Here is an 18,304-nt window from a genome sequence, read left to right as displayed (position 1 = left end):
CCGCCGACGGCGCCGCCGTCGAGTATGGCCCCGGCGAAATCCTCGCCTAGCGCGGTTTGGGCACGCGGCTCAGCGAGAGCGAGGTGCCCAGGATGAAGGCGGCCACGGAGCCGAGGATCAGCAGCAGCGGCCCGGTCCAGGCGCCGGTGACCCCGTGCACGTAGCCCAGGAGGGTCGGCGCCACCGCGCCGAACGAGTACCCGGTGCCCTGGACGACGGCGGACATCCGGGCCGCAGACGCCTGGTCCCGGGCCAGCCGGATGATGGCGAGGAAGATCAGCGTGATGCCGCCGCCCTGGGCCACCCCGCCGAGCGAGCACCACAGCCACCACAGTTCCGGCGCGAACAGCAGGCCCAGGGGCACGGTGAGCCACAGCAGCCCCAGGGTGAGGCCGACCGCCGTCGTACTGGCGAAACGGGCCGCCAGCGGGACGCCGAGTCCGCCGACGATTGCCAGGATCTGGAAGAGCGAGGACCCCGCTCCGGCGGCCGAGGGCGCCATGCCGAGTTCGTCCGCGAGCAGGCTCGGCAGCCAGGCGGTGACGCCGTAGTAGGAGAACGCCTGCCCGGCGAACCCGAAGGTCAGGGCCGCGGTGATCCACCGTGAGGTGAGCTTGCCTCCCGGGCGTCCCGGGTCCGCCGCCGGGACGGCCGTCGGAATGAACGCCGCCCGCCGGCCGACGGCGATCACCCAGACGGCGCCGGCCGACACCGCGAAGAGCCCGCTCGCGGCAATCGCGGGCCGCCAACCCAGCAGTTCGGCCAGCGGCGCGGACACCATGGAGGTCAGGAATGACCCAATGTTCAGCGCCGCGGTGTAGGTGCCCATCGCCGCGCCTTGGCGGCCGGGGGTGAAGTCGCGGCGGATGATCAGCGGCACCACGATGTTGCCGATCGTGATGGCGACGCCAAGGATCACGGTGCCCAGCATGACGAGCGCGCCCCCGCCTGCCGAGCGGACCACGACGCCCAGGAGCACACCGAGCAGGGTCAGCGTGATCGCGAATTCGGGGCCCAGCTTGCGGCCGGCCAGGGAGGCCAGCGGCGCGGCGAGGGCAAAGCACAGGACCGGGATGCCGGTCAGGAATCCCAGTTCCACCGGCGTGAAGCCGAGGTCCGCCTGCATCTGCGCGACCACCGGGGCCACGGCCACGAGCGGGCCGCGCATGTTCAGGGCGATAAGCCCGATCGCGAGCATGAGGAGCCAGCCGCGCGGTGCCCGGGCGGGGTCGCTCATGAGGTGGGCCGTGGCTCGGGAACCGGGCAGAAATATGGTTTCATCAGTCCCATTGCTATCACGGGCCACTGCAGCACCCCGGGAATGTGACGCTGGCGCGAGGCCGAGACGACAGGAACAGCCTAGCCCGTGGCCTGCAGGGTCGCCTCAATCACGGCGGGCGAGAGGACGTGCTGGGTGACCATCTGGCTGGCGCCGAGGATGGCCGCCTGGTCCCCGGCCCGGGACAACCCGATCCGCAAGTGGGTCGTGGCCAGCGGCAGCGAGCGCCGGTAGACCACTTCCCGGACCCCGGCCATCAGATGCTCCCCGGCCTGGCCGAGGCTTCCGCCGATCACGATCACCGACGGGTTCAGCAGGTTGACCACCGTGGAGAGGACGTCGCCGAGGTCGCGGCCGGCCTGCCGCAGCGCCTGGATCGCCTGCAGGTTCCCCTCGGCGACAAGGCGCAGGACATCTCCGCCGTCGTGCGCCGGCAGGCCTTGCTGCGTCAGGGCCTTGGCGACGGCGGGCCCCGATGCGAGGGCCTCGAGGCAGCCGTAGTTCCCGCACCGGCACAGCACGTCATCGCCGCGAGGGACCCGGACGTGGCCGAGGTCGCCGGCGGTTCCGTTGGCCCCGCGCTGGAGCTCGCCGCTGCTGATGATGCCCGCGCCGATGCCGGTGGCCACCTTGATGAACAGGAAGTTCTCGTCCTCTGGCCAGTGGGCCGTACGCTCGCCCAGCGCCATGATGTTCACGTCGTTATCCACCAGGACCGGAACCGGGAAGGACCGCTGGACGTGGCGGACGACGTCGAACCCGTCCCAGCCGGGCATGATCGGCGGCTTCACCGGCATGCCGGTGGCGTGCTCCACCGGCCCCGGAAGCCCGATCCCGGCGCCGGCCAGGTCGGCAGTCGCGCGGCCGGCCTCGGCCAGGAGCTTCAGGCCCTCCTCGATGACACGGTCCAGGACCACCACGGGACCGGCGGCGACGTCCTGCGCCAGCCGGCGCTCGGCGAGCACCGTTCCGCTGAGGTCCGTGACGGCGATGATGAGGTGCGTGGCCCCGACGTCCACCGCCAGGACCACGCGGGCGGCCGGGTTGAACGCAAAGCGCGACGGCGGCCTGCCGCCGCTGGAGCTCGCCTCGCCCGCGGGGCCAACAAGCCCGGAGAGCATCAGCGCGTCGATGCGCGAGGCGACGGTCGACCGGGCCAGACCCGTGGAGAGGGCCAGTTCGGCGCGGGTCCGGGCCTTGCCGTCGCGGAGGAGCTGGAAGAGGTCACCGGCGCGGGACAGGCTGCCGCCGGCCTCTGGGGCTGCGGTCTCGGTACCGGTGGGTGCACTCATGTGTAAGTGATAGCACGAAGTTCTTCTGCATGTCACCCTGCGGAAAGATTGAAACGTAGTTTTCAACTTTTGCTTGACGCTCGACAAAAGTGTGTCTAGCTTGGGGTGTGAGCCACATCACCGACCCAAACAGCCCCGCTGTCGCTGGACGGTTCAGGGACTACGAAGGAGTATGAACGAACTTGTCCAGCCAAGAACACGAGGCGACCGCACCGGTGGGAGTGGGGATCCTGGGGGCGGGTCCCGTCACGCAGGCAATCCACCTGCCCTCGCTTGCCCGGCTGCGGGACATCCTGGAAGTACGCCACGTCATGGACGTGGATCCGGCGGTCGCCGAATCCGTGGCTGCCCGGGTCGGGGCGCGCTTCGGCACCAGCATGGAGGAACTGCTGGCCGATCCCGCGGTGGAGATCGTGGCGATCTGCAGCCCGCACCAGTTCCATGCCGCTCAGGTGATCGCCGCCTGCCGCGCCGGCAAGAAAGCCGTCCTGTGCGAGAAGCCGTTTGCCATGAACGGCGAGGAAGCCGCCGCGATCTCCGCCGTCTCCGCCGAAACCGGGGTGCCGATCATCGTCGGCGCCATGCACACCTTTGATCCGGGCTGGCTCGCGGCGGAAGCCGCCTGGGGCACCCTGCCGGCGCAGGTCCACACCGTCCGGTCCTCGATCGTCCTGCCGCCCAACCCCCGCTTCGAGGACTTCGCGACCGAGATCGTGGGCCGCACTCCCCCGCCGGCGCGGGACACCACCGACGGCGAGGCTGTCAGGGCCATGCTGACCGGCGGGGTCATGGGCCTGGCCATCCACGACCTCCCCCTGGTCCGCAGGTTCACCCCGGACTTCGCCGACGTTGCGGTCCTCCACGCCGAAACCGTGGAGCCGTTCGGCTACGTCATCTCGCTCCGGGCCGGCGCCACCACGATCGAACTCCGGGCCGCGATGAACGGCACGTGGGAACCGTCCTGGACCTTCGAGGCGATTGGCGACGACGCCGCCCTCAGCATCGATTTCACCCCGTCCTACGTGCATGCCGGTTCGGCGACGGCCCGGATCCGGACGCAGCACAGCACCACGGTGCTGGGCCCCTACGGCCACAACGGCTACGAGGGCGAATGGCGCCGGCTCGCCGGCATCGCCCGCGGCACCGAGACGGCCCCCGACGCCGAAACCCTCATCCATGATCTCGAATTCGCCCTCGCGATCGCCGCTGCCGCCGCTTCCGCCGGCAGCGCCGCCCGCGGGGCAAAGGCCCCCCAGGAGACCCGGGCATGACCGCGCTTCTCGTCCAGACCGACGCCGGGACGGCCGGCACCGTCGCCGCCGTCGTGGCCTCGCTTCCCGTCTCGTTCGCCCCGGCCGCCGGCTCGCCGGACGTCGCCGCCATCGCCGGGCACGCCGGCTGGACCGTCCGCGCCGCCGACGCGATCCGCGGCGGTGTCCGCGGCGTCGTCGTCCTCGATCCGGTAGCCGAAGACCCGGCCGTCCTGGCCGCCGCGGCTGCCGGCGCCGGCGCCGCCGTCGTCCTTGACCACACCTGGGCGCCAAACCCGGCCCTCGGCGACTCGCAGGACGCCGCCCGGAACGTCATCGCCGACGCCCTGGCCGACGCCGTGCTACTCGACTCCGTGGCCTACGCCGCCCCGGGCACCGTCCCCGAGGTCCTGCTGACCCGGCATCTGGGGGCCGTGGCGGCCTGCGGCGTGCAGCTGACCGGGCTGCGGATCATCCAGCGCAACGCCGGCGGCTACACCCTGGCCGGCCAGCTCCCCGGCGGCGCCCCCGCGGCCCTGCACGGGATCACCACCTCGGCGCTCCCGGCAACGGCGGCCGTCTCCATCCTCACCCGGCCCGGCCGGGCCGACATCACCCTGCCGGACGCGTCCGCGGCCTGGCCCGCGGAAATCCGCTCGGTCACGGCGGCCGGCGCCACGACGCTGCCCAGCATCTTCGAATCAGCCCACCGGCACAGCTGGACGCGGCTTCGCGCGGCCATCGATTCCGGGGCCGCCCTGCCCGATCTTGACCGTTTCGCCGCCCTGACCGCCCTGGTCACTGACCTTCAAGACTGACCCGCGTTACCAGCACCACCAGCACCACCAGCAGGAACTTCCGCATCAACTCACTGTCGAGAAGACCGGTCCGCACAGCCGACCGGTCGTGAAAGGAATTTATCGTGACGATTAAGTCCTCTGTAACCTCCACCGCATTCTCCCGCCGTGGATTCCTGGGCTTCGCCGCTGCCGCTGCCAGCGCACCGCTCCTGGCCGCCTGCGGTGGAGGCTCCGCTTCCCAGGCCGGCGGAGGCAGCGGCACCATCAAGTTCTGGGATATGCCGTGGGCCACCCCCGCCTACAACGACGCCGCCAAGAAGCTCGCGGAAGGCTTTTCCGGGGCCACCAACAGCAAGGCCACCTACCAGACCATCCAGTGGAACAACTTCTACCAGACGTTCTCCTCCGCCATCGCGTCCAAGACCGGCCCGGCCGTCTCTACCGGCGGCGGCTTCCAGGCGTTCCAGTTCGAGCAGCAGGGACAGATCGCGTACGCGGACAAGGTCATTGACGCGCTCAAGAAGAACGGCCAGTTCGACGACTTCCTGCCGGGCGTGCTGGACCCGTTCAAGTCCGACAAGGGTTACGTGGCCGTGCCGTGGCAGCTGGACATGCGCGTCTTCTGGTACCGCAAGTCGCTCTTCGAAAAGGCCAACGTGGCACTGCCTACGGACTGGCCGTCCCTCCTGGAAGCTGGCAAAGCCCTGAAGAAGGTCGGCGCCTTCGGCTTTACCACCGGCGCTGGCGCAGGAAACAACTACGCCAACCACTCAATGATCATGATGATGGTCAACAACGGCGGCGGCGTCTTCAACAAGAACGGCGAGCTGGACCTCCTCAACGACCGCAACGTCGAGGCCATGGAGTTCGTCCTTGAACTGGTGTCCAACGGCATTGTCGATCCTGCTGCTGTCAGCTACACCACCGACAACATGTCGGCGCAGTGGAAGGACGGCAAAGCAGGTTTCGGCCTCTTCCAGGCAAATGTTCCCCAGCGCGTGGGCGACACCTCGGGAGATCTTCTCGTCGCTGATCCGCTGACCGGCCCGCACGGTGACAAAGCCACCATCGTCTTCCCGAACAACATCATGATGTACACCAATACCCCGTCCCAGGCCGCTTCCGAAGAGTTCCTGGTGTACTACCTGGGCCAGCTCAAGCAGCTGTGGCAGAAGAAGCTGATGTCCGCGCTGCCGGTCTTCAAGTCGATTACTGAGATTCCCGAGTTCGCGGACGACCCCAACAACGTCAAGATCGTCAAGGACTGGCAGCCCATCGCCAAGACGTTTGCCTCCCAGGGGAGCACCCTGAACGCCAACCTTGCCGCGCTTGACGGCGGACAGGCGCTTAACCAGTTCAGCCAGACGATCATTACCGGCAAGTCTGACGCCAAGACGGCCCTGCAGGCGTTCCAGTCCGGCCTCGAGTCTGTTCTGAAGAAGTAGCAGGCGACAGGCCATGTCAACCACTACCACGCAGTCCGGCCTGGCCCGGGCCCGCCGGGGCCTGGCCCCCGGCGGGCCCGGGGGCGGGTCCCTGAACCGCAAGGACCAGAGCCCCAAGAACCTGAACCGCAAGAGCAAGCTCTCGGCACAGGCCACCCGGACGTTCTTCTGGCTCCTGATCCCCTCGGTGATCCTCCTCGTCCTCATCCACGGCTACCCGCTGGTCTACGCCGGCGTCCAGGCCACCCACGACGGCAACCTGCTGGAGACCGGGAACTTCGTCGGGCTCGAGAACTTCGCCACCGTCCTGTCCTCTCCGGCATTCTGGAAGGCCGCCCAGTTCACCCTGTGGTTCACGATCGTCGGTGTCTTCGGGTCTTGGGCCGTGGGCCTGGGCCTGGCCCTGCTGCTGCGCACCAAGATCCCCGCGGGGGGCATGTTCAAGGTCCTGCTGCTGCTGCCGTGGGTGGTGCCGATCGTGGTGTCCTCCACCGCCTGGAACTGGCTCGTGGCAACCCCGGACAGCCTCATCCCGTCCATCTTCCGCAGCCTGGGCCTCGGCACCCCGCTGTTCCTGGCCGACCCCGCCCTCGCCCAAGTCACCGTTATGGTGTTCAAGGTGTGGGTCAGCTTCCCCTTCATGATGATGATGACTTCGGCAGCCCTGGCGTCCGTGGACACCACCGTCTACGAGGCCGCCAGCATGGACGGCGCCACCCGGTTCCAGCAGTTCAGCCAGATCACCCTGCCACTGATCGCCCGGTCCACCTACATCTCCTGGATCCTCATGACGATCTTCTGCGTCAATGACTTCCCCACCATCTACCTGCTCACCGGCGGCGGGCCGGTTAATGCCACAACGTCGCTGGTGGTCCTGGCCTACCGCACCGTCTTCCAGGACTTCGCCACCGGGCCCGGCGTCGCCATCGCCTTCCTCATGACCATCACCCTCGTGGTCATCTCGGTCATCCTGTACCGCCAGATCCGAAAGTCGAGCGTCGAATAATGAGCACAGTCCTCCACGCCCACCCGGACTCCGGCCCCGCCCTCGGCGTCGCCACGACCGGCAGACCCCGCAGGGCCCTCTCCGACGCCGGCATGCGCGGACGCTGGTGGCGCTTCACCGCCATCCTGGCCATCACCGCGATCGTCCTGGTGCCCATCATGGTCACCGTCATCCTCGCCCTGACCCCCGCGCCCAACAGCACCGCCACCGGCCTGACCTTCGAGAACATCTCCAACGTCTTCTCGCAGACCCTCGCCGCCATCTGGCTGCAGAACAGCCTCATCACCACCCTCGCCACGGTGGTGGTATCGGTGGCCGTTGCCGCACCGGCCGGCTACGTCCTCTCCCGCGGCCGGTCCAAGGCCGTCTCCGGCTATTCGCTGCTGTTGTTCGTCATGCAGTCCCTGCCCATCATCACCTCCGTGGTGCCCCTGTTCATCCTCTTCGCGAACATGGGCCTCGTGGACAACCTCATGGGCCTGACCATCATCTACGTCGGCTCCACCATGACCGTAGCGACCTGGATGATGGCCGCCTACTTCGACTCCATCCCGATCAGCCTCGAAGAGGCCGCCTGGATCGACGGCTGCTCCGTCTTCGGCTCCTTCACCAAAGTCGTGCTGCGCAACAGCCTGCCCGGCGTGCTCTCCACCGCGATCTTCGCCTTCCTCCTGGCCTGGAACGACTACCTCGTCGCCATCGTCTTCCTGCGCTCCAACGAAATCTTCACCCTCCCCATGGGCGTCCAGTCCTTCTTCCAACAGAACCAGACAGACTGGTCCGGGGTCATGGCCCTCGCCGTGATCATGATGCTCCCGCCCATCATCGTCTTCGCCACCCTCAACAAGTACTTCAGCGTCGGCGGCATCGGCGGATCCCTCGCCGGCCGCTAACTCCGAACCCTCGAACCACCCACTCCCGTAAAGGAACCCCATGTCTTACTCGCTCCAGCTGTACACGCTCCGCAACGCCATCGCCGAGGACCTGCCCGGCACCATCAAAAAGGTCGCCGGGATCGGCTTCACCCAGGTTGAGCCGTACAACTTCGTGGCCACCGCCAAGGAGCTGGGTGCGGCCCTGAAGGAGAACGGGCTCACCGCCCCGTCCGGGCACGCCCCGCTGCTGAGTGCGGACCAGGATGAGATCTTCGCCGCGGCCCGGGAGCTGGGCATCGGCACGGTCATCGACCCCTACCTTCCCGCCGAGCACTGGCAGTCCGCCGAGGACATCCAGGCCACGGCCGCGAAGCTGAACGCCGCCGCCAGGAAGGGCGCCGGGTACGGCATCCGCGTCGGCTACCACAACCATGCCTGGGAACTGGAGTCCAGCATCGACGGCCAGACAGCGCTGGAATACTTCGAGACCCTCCTGGACCCCGAGCTCGTCCTGGAAGTGGACACGTACTGGGCAGCCGTCGGCGGCCAGGACCCGGTGCAGTTGCTCCAGCGCCTGGGTGACCGGGTCAAGTTCATCCACATCAAGGACGGCCCTGTCAGCACGGACACCAAGGCCCAGCAACCGGCAGGGCAGGGAAACATCCCCGTGTGGGACGTCATCAACGCGGCCGGTTCCCTGGAAGTCGGCGTCGTGGAGTTCGACGACTACTCCGGCGACATCTTTGACGGCATCACCCAGTCCCTGGCCTACCTGCAGGCCGGTTCCGCCAGCGCCCAGGCCGTGAACGCATGAGCGCCGCGCAGGGAACCGGCCGCGGGCCGGTGGGCGTCGCCGTCATCGGCGCCGGCAACATCAGCAAGCAGTACCTGGACAACCTCACCGTCTTCCCGGACCTGAAAGTCCACGTCATCGCCGACCTCTTCGAGGACGCGGCCGAGGCACGCGCGAAGGAATACGGCATCCCGGAATGGGGCGGGGTGGAGAAGGCGCTGAACCACCCCGACGTCGAGATCATCGTCAACCTGACCATCCCCGCCGCCCACGTGGAGGTGGCCACGGCCGCCGTCAACGCCGGCAAGCACGTCTGGACCGAAAAGCCGTTCTCCCTGGACCGCGAATCGGGCCTGGGCCTGCTGAAGACGGCCGACGCCGCGGGCATCCGCCTCGGCACGGCCCCGGACACGTTCCTGGGCGCCGGGCTGCAGACCGCGCGGCGGATCATCGAACGCGGCGACATCGGCACCCCGCTGACCGCCATGACCACGTTCCAGACTCCCGGGCCGGAGTCCTGGCACCCCAACCCCGCGTTCCTGTTCCAGTACGGTGCCGGGCCCCTGTTCGACATGGGCCCTTATTACCTGACCGCCTTGGTCCAGACGTTCGGGTCGGTCCGCAAGGTGGCCGCCACCGGGTCCAAGGCCAAGGAGGTCCGGGTGATTGGTTCCGGGCCCAAGGCCGGCGAGGAATTCACCGTCGAGGTCCCCACCCACGTCTCCGCCATGGCCCAGTTCGAATCCGGCGCATCCTCCCACAGCGTCTTCTCGTTCGAGTCCCCGCGCCTGCGGATGGGCTTCGTGGAGATCACCGGCACCGAGGCCACCCTCTCGCTGCCGGATCCGAACTACTTCGACGGCGACATCAAGCTCTGGCGCGCCGGCGACGAGGACTGGACCGTCATCCCGGCCACCGGCCCCAGCCAGGGCCGCGGCATGGGCGTACTGGACATGGCACGTTCCATCCGCGCCGGCGTCCCGCACCGCGCCACCGGCAACCTCGCCTACCACGTCCTGGACACCATGGTCTCGATCTCCGAATCCATCGATTCCGGCACCTTCATCGACGTGGAAAGCTCAGCCCCTGCCTCCGCAGCCCTCCCCGAGGACTGGGACCCCACCGCTTCCACCCTCTAGGAACAGCCATGACCTCCTCCGAAACCACCCCCGGCCCGCCGGCCGGTTCCCCGTTGGGCGTGGCCATGATCGGCTATGCGTTCATGGGCAAGGCCCACTCGAACGCGTGGCGGAACGTGGCCAGTTTCTTCGACGTCCCGGCCTTCGAGCAGAAGGTCCTCGTCGGCCGGGACGCGGCCGCCGTGGCCGACGCGGCCGCGAAGTACGGCTGGGCCGAGTCCGCCACGGACTGGCGCGCGGTGATCGCCAGGGACGACATCCACATCGTCGACATCTGCGCCCCCGGCTGGATGCACGCCGAGATCGCCGTCGCGGCCCTGGCCGCCGGCAAGCACGTCCTGGTGGAGAAACCCCTGGCCAACACCCTCGCCGAAGCCGAAGCCATGGCCGCCGCCGCCCGCACCGCCCGGGGCGCAGGCGTGCAGTCGATGATCGGCTTCAACTACCGCCGCGTCCCGGCCCTGGCCCTGGCCCGCGAACTGATCGCCGAGGGCCGGCTCGGGACCGTCCGGCACGTCCGCGCCGCCTACCTGCAGGACTGGCTCGTGGACCCCGACTCGCCCATGACATGGCGGCTGAACAAGGACACCGCCGGGTCCGGAGCCCTGGGCGACATCGCCTCCCACGCCATCGACCAGGTCCTGTTCCTCCTCGGCGACCAGGTCACCGAAGTCTCCGGCCGGCTGCACACCTTCACCCCGCACCGCCCCGGCGCCGCCGGGCTGGAAGAAGTGACGGTCGACGACGCCGCCTGGGCCACGCTCACGCTCACCTCCGGGGCCATCGCCTCGGTGGAGGTCTCCCGCGTGGCCACCGGGCAGAAGAACTCGCTCAAGCTGGAGATCTACGGTGACAAAGGCTCCATTCTGTTCGACCTCGAAGCCCTGAACGAACTCGGCTTCCTCGACGCCACCGTCCCGGTCCGGGAACAGGGCTTCCGCCGGATCCTGGTCAACGAACCCGAGCACCCGTACCTCGAGGCGTGGTGGCCGCAGGGCCATACCCTTGGCTGGGAACACACCTTCACCCACGAAATCCGGGATTTCCTCACCGCCATCCGGAACGGCACCCAGCCCTCGCCGTCGTTCGAGGACGGCCTGAGCGTCCAGCGGATCCTCGCCGCTGTCGAGGAAAGCGCGGCCGCCAAAAGCTCCGTCATCCAGCTGACCCCCTCCGCCCCCACTACCCAGACCGCTGTCGAAGGAGCCTGACCATGCCCCGCCCGTACACCCTGTTCACCGGCCAGTGGGCCGACCTCCCCTTCGAGGAAGTCGCCCGCCTCGCCTCCGGCTGGGGCTACGACGGCCTGGAAATCGCCGTCTCCGGGGACCACCTGGACGCCTGGCGCTGGGACGAACCCGGCTACGTCGAGAACAAACTCGCCATCCTCGACAAATACAACCTCAAGGTCTGGGCCATCTCCAACCACCTCAAAGGCCAGGCCGTCTGCGATGACCCCATCGACTTCCGCCACGAAGCGATCGTCGGGGCCAAGGTCTGGGGCGACGGCGACCCCGAAGGCGTCCGGCGCCGCGCCGCCGAGGAAATGAAACACACCGCCCGCCTCGCCCGTGCCCTCGGCGTAGACACCGTCGTCGGGTTCACCGGCTCCTCCATCTGGCAGTACGTCGCGATGTTCCCGCCCGTCCCGGAAAAAGTCATCGACGCCGGCTACCAGGACTTCGCCGACCGCTGGAACCCCATCCTGGACGTCTTCGACGAATGCGGCGTCCGCTTCGCCCACGAAGTCCACCCGTCCGAGATCGCCTACGACTACTGGACCACCGTCCGCGCCCTCGACGCGATCGGCCACCGCGAAGCGTTCGGCCTGAACTGGGACCCTTCCCACATGATGTGGCAGGGCATCGACCCGGTCTCCTTCATCTGGGACTTCAAGGACCGGATCTACCACGTCGACTGCAAGGACACCAAGGTCCGCCAGACCGGCCGGAACACCGTCCTGGGCTCCCACCTGCCCTGGGGCGACCCCCGCCGCGGCTGGGACTTCGTCTCCGCCGGCCGCGGCGACGTCCCCTGGGAAGCGTCCTTCCGCGCCCTCACCGCGATCGGCTACACCGGGCCCATCTCGATCGAATGGGAAGACGCCGGCATGGACCGCCTCCACGGCGCCCCCGAAGCCCTCGCCAACCTCAAGAAGTACGACTTCCCGGCCTCGAACACCTCCTTCGACGCCGCCTTCAAACAGTAGGAGACGGCCATGGCCCACACGACCCGGACCGCCGGGAGCCCGCCGCTGGACGACGCCGCCACGACGCCCGGCGCGTCCTCCGCCGACGGTTTTACCCCCCTGTTCGACGGCGCCAGCCTGGCCGGCTGGCACGCCGCCCCGCGCGTCTACGGCACGCTGTATCCGGGCGGGCCGTCTGTGCTGGAGCATTTCGACCGCCTCGGCCTGGAACGCCCGGTGGACCCGGAACAGCACCCGGCCCGGTGGTTCGTCGAGGACGGCGTCCTGGTCGGCGAGCAGGACGCCCCCGGCAGCGGGTACGGCGGTTACCTGGTCAGCGACCAGGCGTTCGGCGACTTCGAACTCGTGCTGGAAATGCGCCCGGACTGGCCGGCGGACACCGGCGTCATGCTCCGCCGGAAGAAGGACAGCTGGGAGGGCTTCCAGGTCCTTGTGGACCACCGGCCCTCCGGCGGTATCGGCGGCTTCTTCGGCAACGGGCTGGCGAGCTTCTCGGCCGTGCCGTTCGCGGTCGATGCCGCCCGGGACGCCGGCGGCCGGCCGGTGGGGCTGGTTGCCGACGACCCTGCGACGTCCGCTGAACCCGTCACGGAGGAGAAGCGCCGGCGCCTCAGTCACGCGGCCGACGTCGAGGACTTCCTCAACGTCTGGCGCTGGGACGACTGGAACGAACTGCGCATCCGCTGCGTCGGCGCCCTGCCGGTGATCACCACGTGGATCAACGGCCTCAAGATCGCCGAACTGGACACCGCCACACTGGACTCGCCGAACTACAACCCCGCGGATGTCCTGGGTGTCCTCGGCGACCGCGGGCACATCGCCCTCGAAGTGCACGACAACGACGCCATGTTCGGCGAAGCCCGCTGGGGCGTCGGAGCCCAATGCCGGTGGCGGAACATCCGGATCAAGGAACTCCCGGCAGGATCCGCGGAGGACACGCAGTGAACCGGACACTGAGCCCGGGCCAGCGCTGCGAAGTGTGGATCGCATCGGTGACAGGCGAGTCCGAACTGGTCTACAGCACCGATGAACTGCTGCTGGAGGCACCCAACTGGACCGCCGACGGCGCGGCCCTGATCCTCAACGGAGACGGGAAGCTCTGGCGGTTCGAGCTAGCCGGGCGGAGCATCAGCCAGATCCCGCTCACCGGCGTCCCGGACCTCAACAACGACCACGTCCTCGCACCCGACGGCGAAACCATCTTCCTCTCCGCCAACGACGGCCACATCTACCGGGCTGCGCTGTCCGGCGGCCACGCCGAACGCATCACCGGGGACGACGGCTCCTTCCATTTCCTCCACGGCGTGAGCCCGGACGGCCGGGAACTGGCCTATGTGGGCATCGAAGCCGGCGACTTCACGCAGCCCGGCAGGCTCATGACCATAGCGTCCGACGGCGGTGCTGCCGCCGCCGTCGACGTCGGACGCGGCCACTGCGACGGGCCGGAGTATTCCCCCGATGGGAAATGGCTGTACCTGAACACGGAATCCTTCTCCTCTGCCCCGGGCCATGCCCAGCTCGGCCGCCTGCGCGTCGACGGGACCGGCTTCGAACAGCTCCTCGACAGCGACACCGTGGACTGGTTCCCGCACCTGTCCCCCGATGGTCAGCTGGCCAGCTACATCCGTTTCCCCGCCGGCACGCTGGGCCACCCCGCGGACCTGCCGGTCGACGTCGTGCTTGTCTCAACGGGCGACTGGACCCGCACGGTGCACACCTGGCCGCTGTTCGGCGGGCAGGGCACACTGAACGTCAACAGCTGGTCGCCGGACTCGACGCGCTTCGCGTTCGTGGCGTACCCGCGCACCAACCCGGCAAAGGACTAACGCGTGGCCCTCAACAATGGCACCTCTGAAGGAACGATCCGCTGGGGAATCCTCGGTACCGGGTTCATCGCCGGCCTGCAGACCCAGGACCTCCTCGAAAACGGGTTCACGGTGCAGGCCGTGGGTTCCCGGTCCCTTGAATCGAGCACAGCCTTCGCGGAAAAATACGGCATCGCGACGGCGCACGGCAGCTATGAAGAGCTCGTTGCCGATCCGGATGTAGACGTCGTGTACATCGCCACCCCGCACCCCTTCCACCATGCGAATGCATCACTGGCCCTCAACGCGGGAAAACACGTCCTGGTGGAGAAGTCGTTCACAATGAACGCCCGTGAAGCGCAGGAAATCGTTAACCTCGCGTCTTCGAGGGGGCTCGTAGCGCTCGAGGCCATGTGGACCCGCTTCCTGCCGCACATGATCCGCATCCGCGAGATCATCGAAGCCGGGACCATCGGAGAGGTCCGCAAGGTGGTCGCCAGCCACAACCAGAGCCTCCCCACCGACCCCGCCCACCGGCTCAACGACCCCGCGCTCGGCGGCGGAGCCCTGCTGGATCTTGGCATCTACCCCATCTCCTTCGCGTTCGACATCCTGGGCACCCCGTCTGCGATCCGCGCAAGCGCGTCCATGACCGCCACCGGCGTCGACCGCCAAACGGCCGCAATCTTCGACTACGCGGACGGCGCGCAGGCGCTGGTCGACTGCGAACTCGACGCCGCCAGCGCCAACCGGGCACTCGTGATCGGCACCAAGGGCTGGATCGACATCGAACACACGTGGTACAACCCCGTCCCCTTCACGGTGTTCGCCGTGGATGGCACCGTGGTGGAACGCTTCGAGCAGCCCGTGAACAGCCGCGGCATGCAATACCAGGCCGCCGAGCTCGAGCGGATGGTTGCGGCCGGCGAAACGGCGGGGACCATCCTGCCACCCGAGGAAACGGTCGCGATCATGGCTGCCATGGATGAGATCCGCCGGCAGATCGGGCTCAGCTACGCGGCCGATACGGCGGGTGCGTAATGAGCGACTCGCCACGCATCGCCGAACTCCGGCAGCACGAGGACCAGCTGGTCTTCCCGGCCTTTGACCATCAGGACGCTTGGCGCCTCGGCTCGCTCATCGCGTCCCGGGCCATCGAAGCGGCTTATCCGGTGGCCATTGATATCCGGCGGCACAACCTGGTCCTCTTCCGCTGTGTCCTGCCCGGCGCCACCGCCGACCAGGAGGAATGGATCCGCCGCAAGGCGGCCACCACCCTGCGCTTCGAACACAGCACGGCGCTGCTTGCCGCGGAGTTCGCCGCCAAGAACTTCGACCCCACGCAGGGCGGCTGGCTGGCGCCGGCCGACTACACGCTGGCCGGCGGTTCCTTCCCCGTCCGGGTCCGGAACGCCGGCGTCGTCGCCGCCGTGACGGCCTCCGGGCTGTCCTCCGACGACGACCACCGGCTGGTGGTCGAGGCCATCCGGCGCCACCTCGGGCCGGGCTCGGGTTAGCGCCGGGTGCACTGGCTAGGGTTTTAGGTATGACGCACCTGATCCGGACCGCAACACCTGACGACGCCGGACCGCTGGCGGACCTCGCGGCCGTCACCTTCCCGCTGGCCTGCCCGCCGTCGTCGTCCGCCGCGGACATCGCCGCGCACCTGGAACGGACGCTCAGCGAAGCCAGGTTCGCCGAATACCTGGCCGATCCGTCCATCACCATTCTGGTGCTCGACGACGGCGGACAGCTGAACGGGTACACGATGCTGATTGCCAAACCGGCGGCCGACCCCGACGTCGTCTCCGTGCTCTCCGCCGTTCCCGCTACGGAACTCAGCAAGTGCTACGTCCACCCGGGGCACCACGGGCAGGGGGCCGCCGGCCGGCTGATGCGCGCCTCGCTGGAGCATGCGGCCGCCAGGGGCGCAGCCGGGGTGTGGCTCGGCGTGAACAGCCAGAACGCCAAGGCCATCCGCTTCTATGAGAAGAGCGGTTTTGAGCGGGTCGGCACCAAGTCGTTCCAGCTGGGCAGCACCGTGGAGCACGACTTCGTCATGGAACTCGCCTTCCCGCCGCGGTGACGGCAGCCCGGCCCTCCGCCGGGACGTGAGCAAAACGACAGTCCGGCCGGGGAATGGACCCGGCGGAACCGCGGTTGTTGCCGGCATGAAGATTGAGATCTGGTCCGACGTCGCCTGCCCCTGGTGCTACATCGGCAAACGCCGTTTCGAAACCGCCCTCGCAGCCTTCCCGCACCGCGATTCCGTTCAGGTGCAGTGGCGCAGCTACCAGCTGGACCCCACGCTCCCGGAACACTATGACGGCACCGAACTGGACTACCTGAGCACCCGCAAGGGCCTGGCCCCGGGGCAGGTCTCGCAAATGTTCGAGCACGTGGCGGCCCAGGCCAAAGACGAGGGGCTGAACTACCGGTTCGACGCCGTCGTAGTGGCCAACAGCTTCACAGCCCACCGGCTGATCCACCTCGCCGCCGCCCACGGCAAGCAGGACGCAGCCAAGGAACGCCTGCTCAGCGACCACTTCGAACACGGCAAGGACATCGGCAGCCAGGAATACCTGACCGCCCTGGGGCTGGACCTCGGGCTCGACGCCGCGGACCTGGCGGAGCTGTTCAGCACGGACGCCTACGCCGACGCCGTCCGGAACGACTTCGCGGAGGCCCGGGCCCTGGGCATCAGCGGCGTCCCGTTCTTCGTGATCGACCGCAAGTTCGGGCTCTCCGGCGCGCAGCCGGCGGAAACCTTCACCGCGGCCCTCGAGCAGGCCTGGCAGGAAAGCAACCCGCTCGTCATGGTGGGCGCCGGCGAGAACGCGGCCGCGGACGCCGCCGGCACGTGCGGCCCCGACAGCTGCCCCGTCTGAACCCGGCCGTCGTCGAACTCGCCGGAAACGCCGGGGATCGCCGGAAGCTTCCGGCGAGTTCGGTCGCTTCCCGCGAAGTCGGCGTCGGAGCCCGGGGCCCCTTTGCCGCCCGCCCGGCCTAGAGTGAAGCATGGACACTTCGGCCGGGCCGGACGGATGCCGGACCTCCCTGTTTACCGACCACTATGAGCTGACGATGTTCCAGGCGGCTCTCCATTCCGGGGCGGCACAGCGCAGGTCCGTCTTCCAGGCCTTTGCCCGCGGGCTGCCTGCAGGGCGCCGGTACGGGATCGTGGCCGGCACCGGCCGGCTCCTTGAGGGCATCGCCGGCTTCCGCTTCGACCGGGACGACCTCGATTTCCTGGCCGGCACCGGCGTGGTCCGCGACGACGTCCTCGAGCACCTGGCCGCATTCCGGTTCTCCGGCGACATCTGGGGCTACCCGGAGGGCGAGGCCTACTTCCCGCACTCGCCGGTGCTGATCGTGGAGTCGACGTTTGCCGAGGCCTGCGTCCTGGAGACCTATGTCCTGTCCGTGCTGAATCATGACAGCGCCATCGCCTCGGCGGCGTCCCGGATGATCAGTGCCGCCGCCGGCCGGCCGTGCATTGAGATGGGGTCGCGCCGTACGCATGAGGAAGCGGCCGCCGCCGCGGCCCGCGCCGCCGTCATCGCCGGGTTCGCCGGCACGTCCAACCTCGCCGCCGGCCGGCGCTACCGGCTGCGGACCGTCGGCACCGCGGCCCATTCCTTCACCCTGGTCCATGACTCCGAACGGGACGCCTTCGCGGCGCAGCTGGCCTCGCTGGGGCCGGACACCACGCTGCTCGTGGACACGTACGACGTCGAAGCGGCAGTGCGTACCGCCGTCGACCTCGCCGGGGCAAAACTCGGGGCGGTCCGGCTGGATTCCGGCGACCTCGTGGCCCAGGCGCGGTGGGTCCGCGACCTGCTGGACAGCCTTGGCAACGAGCACACCAGGATCGTGGTGACCTCGGACCTGGACGAGTATTCGGTCGCCGCGCTCCGGTCCGCCCCGGCCGACTCGTACGGCATCGGCACGGCACTGGTGACCGGGTCCGGGGCGCCCACCGCCGGCATGGTCTACAAGCTGGTCAGCCGGGCCAACGACGCCGGCGAACCCGTTGCCGTGGCGAAGACCTCCAAGGACAAGATCAATGTGGGCGGCCGCAAATTCGCGGTCCGGCGCCTCGATGAGCGCGGCACCGCCACCCACGAGGTCCTCGGCGTCGGCCACCCGCCCGCCACCGGCAGGAACACCCGGCCCCTCCTGCAGCAGTTCATGAAGGACGGCGAAGTCCTGCCCGGCTGGACCGGGCCGGCCGCGGTGGCCCGGGCCAGGGAACGGCATACGGCGTCCATGGCGGAGCTGCCCCGGTCCGTGGACCGGCTGCAGCCCGGCGAGCCCGCGATCCCGACCGTCTACGAGTAGGCAGGCACGCAGAGTGGGCAGCACGCACGCCGCGGCCCGTGGCGCCGTCGTCACTTCCACGATTTAGTGA

18 protein-coding genes are annotated in these 18,304 nt (G+C 68.8%); 16 read left to right on the top strand and 2 right to left on the bottom strand.

Annotated features, from left to right (window positions below):
* Positions 1-46 precede the first annotated feature (46 nt).
* Complete coding sequence (locus CFN17_RS09410) at positions 47-1,237, bottom strand: CynX/NimT family MFS transporter (RefSeq protein WP_208751130.1); 1,191 nt, start codon at positions 1,235-1,237, stop codon at positions 47-49.
* Positions 1,238-1,359: 122 nt separating this feature from the next.
* A complete protein-coding gene (locus CFN17_RS09405; RefSeq protein ID WP_208751129.1) occupies positions 1,360-2,571 on the bottom strand; it encodes an ROK family transcriptional regulator in 1,212 nt (403 codons plus the stop codon).
* 182 nt (positions 2,572-2,753) lie between these two features.
* Between CFN17_RS09405 and CFN17_RS09400 the strand changes: the two genes are divergently transcribed.
* The 16 genes from CFN17_RS09400 (at position 2,754) to CFN17_RS09325 (ending at position 18,234) form a co-directional block, all read left to right on the top strand.
* Positions 2,754-3,842 carry a Gfo/Idh/MocA family protein gene (locus CFN17_RS09400; protein WP_208751128.1) on the top strand — a complete coding sequence of 363 codons (1,089 nt, stop codon included), beginning with the start codon at positions 2,754-2,756 and terminating at the stop codon, positions 3,840-3,842.
* Positions 3,839-4,639 (top strand): hypothetical protein, encoded by an 801-nt coding sequence (locus CFN17_RS09395; protein ID WP_208751127.1) that lies wholly within the window; start codon positions 3,839-3,841, stop codon positions 4,637-4,639. The genes CFN17_RS09400 and CFN17_RS09395 overlap by 4 nt, the downstream gene beginning before the upstream one ends.
* A gap of 104 nt (positions 4,640-4,743) precedes the next feature.
* On the top strand, positions 4,744-6,066 hold the full coding sequence (locus CFN17_RS09390; RefSeq protein ID WP_208751126.1) for an ABC transporter substrate-binding protein: 1,323 nt from the start codon (positions 4,744-4,746) through the stop codon (positions 6,064-6,066).
* Positions 6,067-6,079: 13 nt separating this feature from the next.
* On the top strand, positions 6,080-7,072 hold the full coding sequence (locus CFN17_RS09385) for a carbohydrate ABC transporter permease (protein ID WP_208751125.1): 993 nt from the start codon (positions 6,080-6,082) through the stop codon (positions 7,070-7,072).
* A complete protein-coding gene (locus CFN17_RS09380; protein WP_208751124.1) occupies positions 7,072-7,965 on the top strand; it encodes a carbohydrate ABC transporter permease in 894 nt (297 codons plus the stop codon). Before CFN17_RS09385 ends, CFN17_RS09380 begins: the two co-directional genes overlap by 1 nt.
* 40 nt (positions 7,966-8,005) lie before the next feature.
* The gene (locus tag CFN17_RS09375) at positions 8,006-8,761 is read left to right on the top strand and encodes a sugar phosphate isomerase/epimerase (RefSeq protein WP_208751123.1); all 756 of its coding nucleotides are present in this window, start codon (positions 8,006-8,008) and stop codon (positions 8,759-8,761) included.
* Positions 8,758-9,879 (top strand): Gfo/Idh/MocA family protein, encoded by a 1,122-nt coding sequence (locus CFN17_RS09370; protein ID WP_208751122.1) that lies wholly within the window; start codon positions 8,758-8,760, stop codon positions 9,877-9,879. The genes CFN17_RS09375 and CFN17_RS09370 overlap by 4 nt, the downstream gene beginning before the upstream one ends.
* Before the next feature lie 8 nt (positions 9,880-9,887).
* Positions 9,888-11,090 (top strand): Gfo/Idh/MocA family protein, encoded by a 1,203-nt coding sequence (locus tag CFN17_RS09365; protein WP_208751121.1) that lies wholly within the window; start codon positions 9,888-9,890, stop codon positions 11,088-11,090.
* A 2-nt stretch (positions 11,091-11,092) separates the two neighbouring features.
* On the top strand, positions 11,093-12,088 hold the full coding sequence (locus CFN17_RS09360) for a sugar phosphate isomerase/epimerase (RefSeq protein ID WP_208751120.1): 996 nt from the start codon (positions 11,093-11,095) through the stop codon (positions 12,086-12,088).
* A gap of 9 nt (positions 12,089-12,097) precedes the next feature.
* Complete coding sequence (locus tag CFN17_RS09355) at positions 12,098-13,033, top strand: DUF1080 domain-containing protein (RefSeq protein ID WP_208751119.1); 936 nt, start codon at positions 12,098-12,100, stop codon at positions 13,031-13,033.
* Complete coding sequence (locus CFN17_RS09350; protein WP_208751118.1) at positions 13,030-13,914, top strand: biopolymer transporter Tol; 885 nt, start codon at positions 13,030-13,032, stop codon at positions 13,912-13,914. The genes CFN17_RS09355 and CFN17_RS09350 overlap by 4 nt, the downstream gene beginning before the upstream one ends.
* A gap of 3 nt (positions 13,915-13,917) precedes the next feature.
* Positions 13,918-14,934, top strand: a complete 1,017-nt coding sequence (locus tag CFN17_RS09345) for a Gfo/Idh/MocA family protein (protein WP_208751117.1) — start codon at positions 13,918-13,920, stop codon at positions 14,932-14,934.
* Positions 14,934-15,410: a heme-degrading domain-containing protein gene (locus CFN17_RS09340; RefSeq protein ID WP_208751116.1), complete on the top strand. Its 477-nt coding sequence runs from the start codon at positions 14,934-14,936 to the stop codon at positions 15,408-15,410. The genes CFN17_RS09345 and CFN17_RS09340 overlap by 1 nt, the downstream gene beginning before the upstream one ends.
* A 29-nt stretch (positions 15,411-15,439) precedes the next feature.
* On the top strand, positions 15,440-15,979 hold the full coding sequence (locus CFN17_RS09335; RefSeq protein WP_208751115.1) for a GNAT family N-acetyltransferase: 540 nt from the start codon (positions 15,440-15,442) through the stop codon (positions 15,977-15,979).
* Positions 15,980-16,064: 85 nt separating this feature from the next.
* Positions 16,065-16,781 (top strand): DsbA family oxidoreductase, encoded by a 717-nt coding sequence (locus CFN17_RS09330; RefSeq protein WP_208751114.1) that lies wholly within the window; start codon positions 16,065-16,067, stop codon positions 16,779-16,781.
* Positions 16,782-16,911: 130 nt separating this feature from the next.
* Positions 16,912-18,234: a nicotinate phosphoribosyltransferase gene (locus CFN17_RS09325; protein WP_208751113.1), complete on the top strand. Its 1,323-nt coding sequence runs from the start codon at positions 16,912-16,914 to the stop codon at positions 18,232-18,234.
* Positions 18,235-18,304 lie beyond the last annotated feature (70 nt).

It is taken from the genome of Arthrobacter sp. PM3, assembly GCF_003352915.1.
GTDB lineage: Bacteria > Actinomycetota > Actinomycetes > Actinomycetales > Micrococcaceae > Arthrobacter.
The sequence above is the reverse complement of the archived record's forward strand: the minus strand, read 5'-3'. Positions and strand labels throughout refer to the sequence as shown.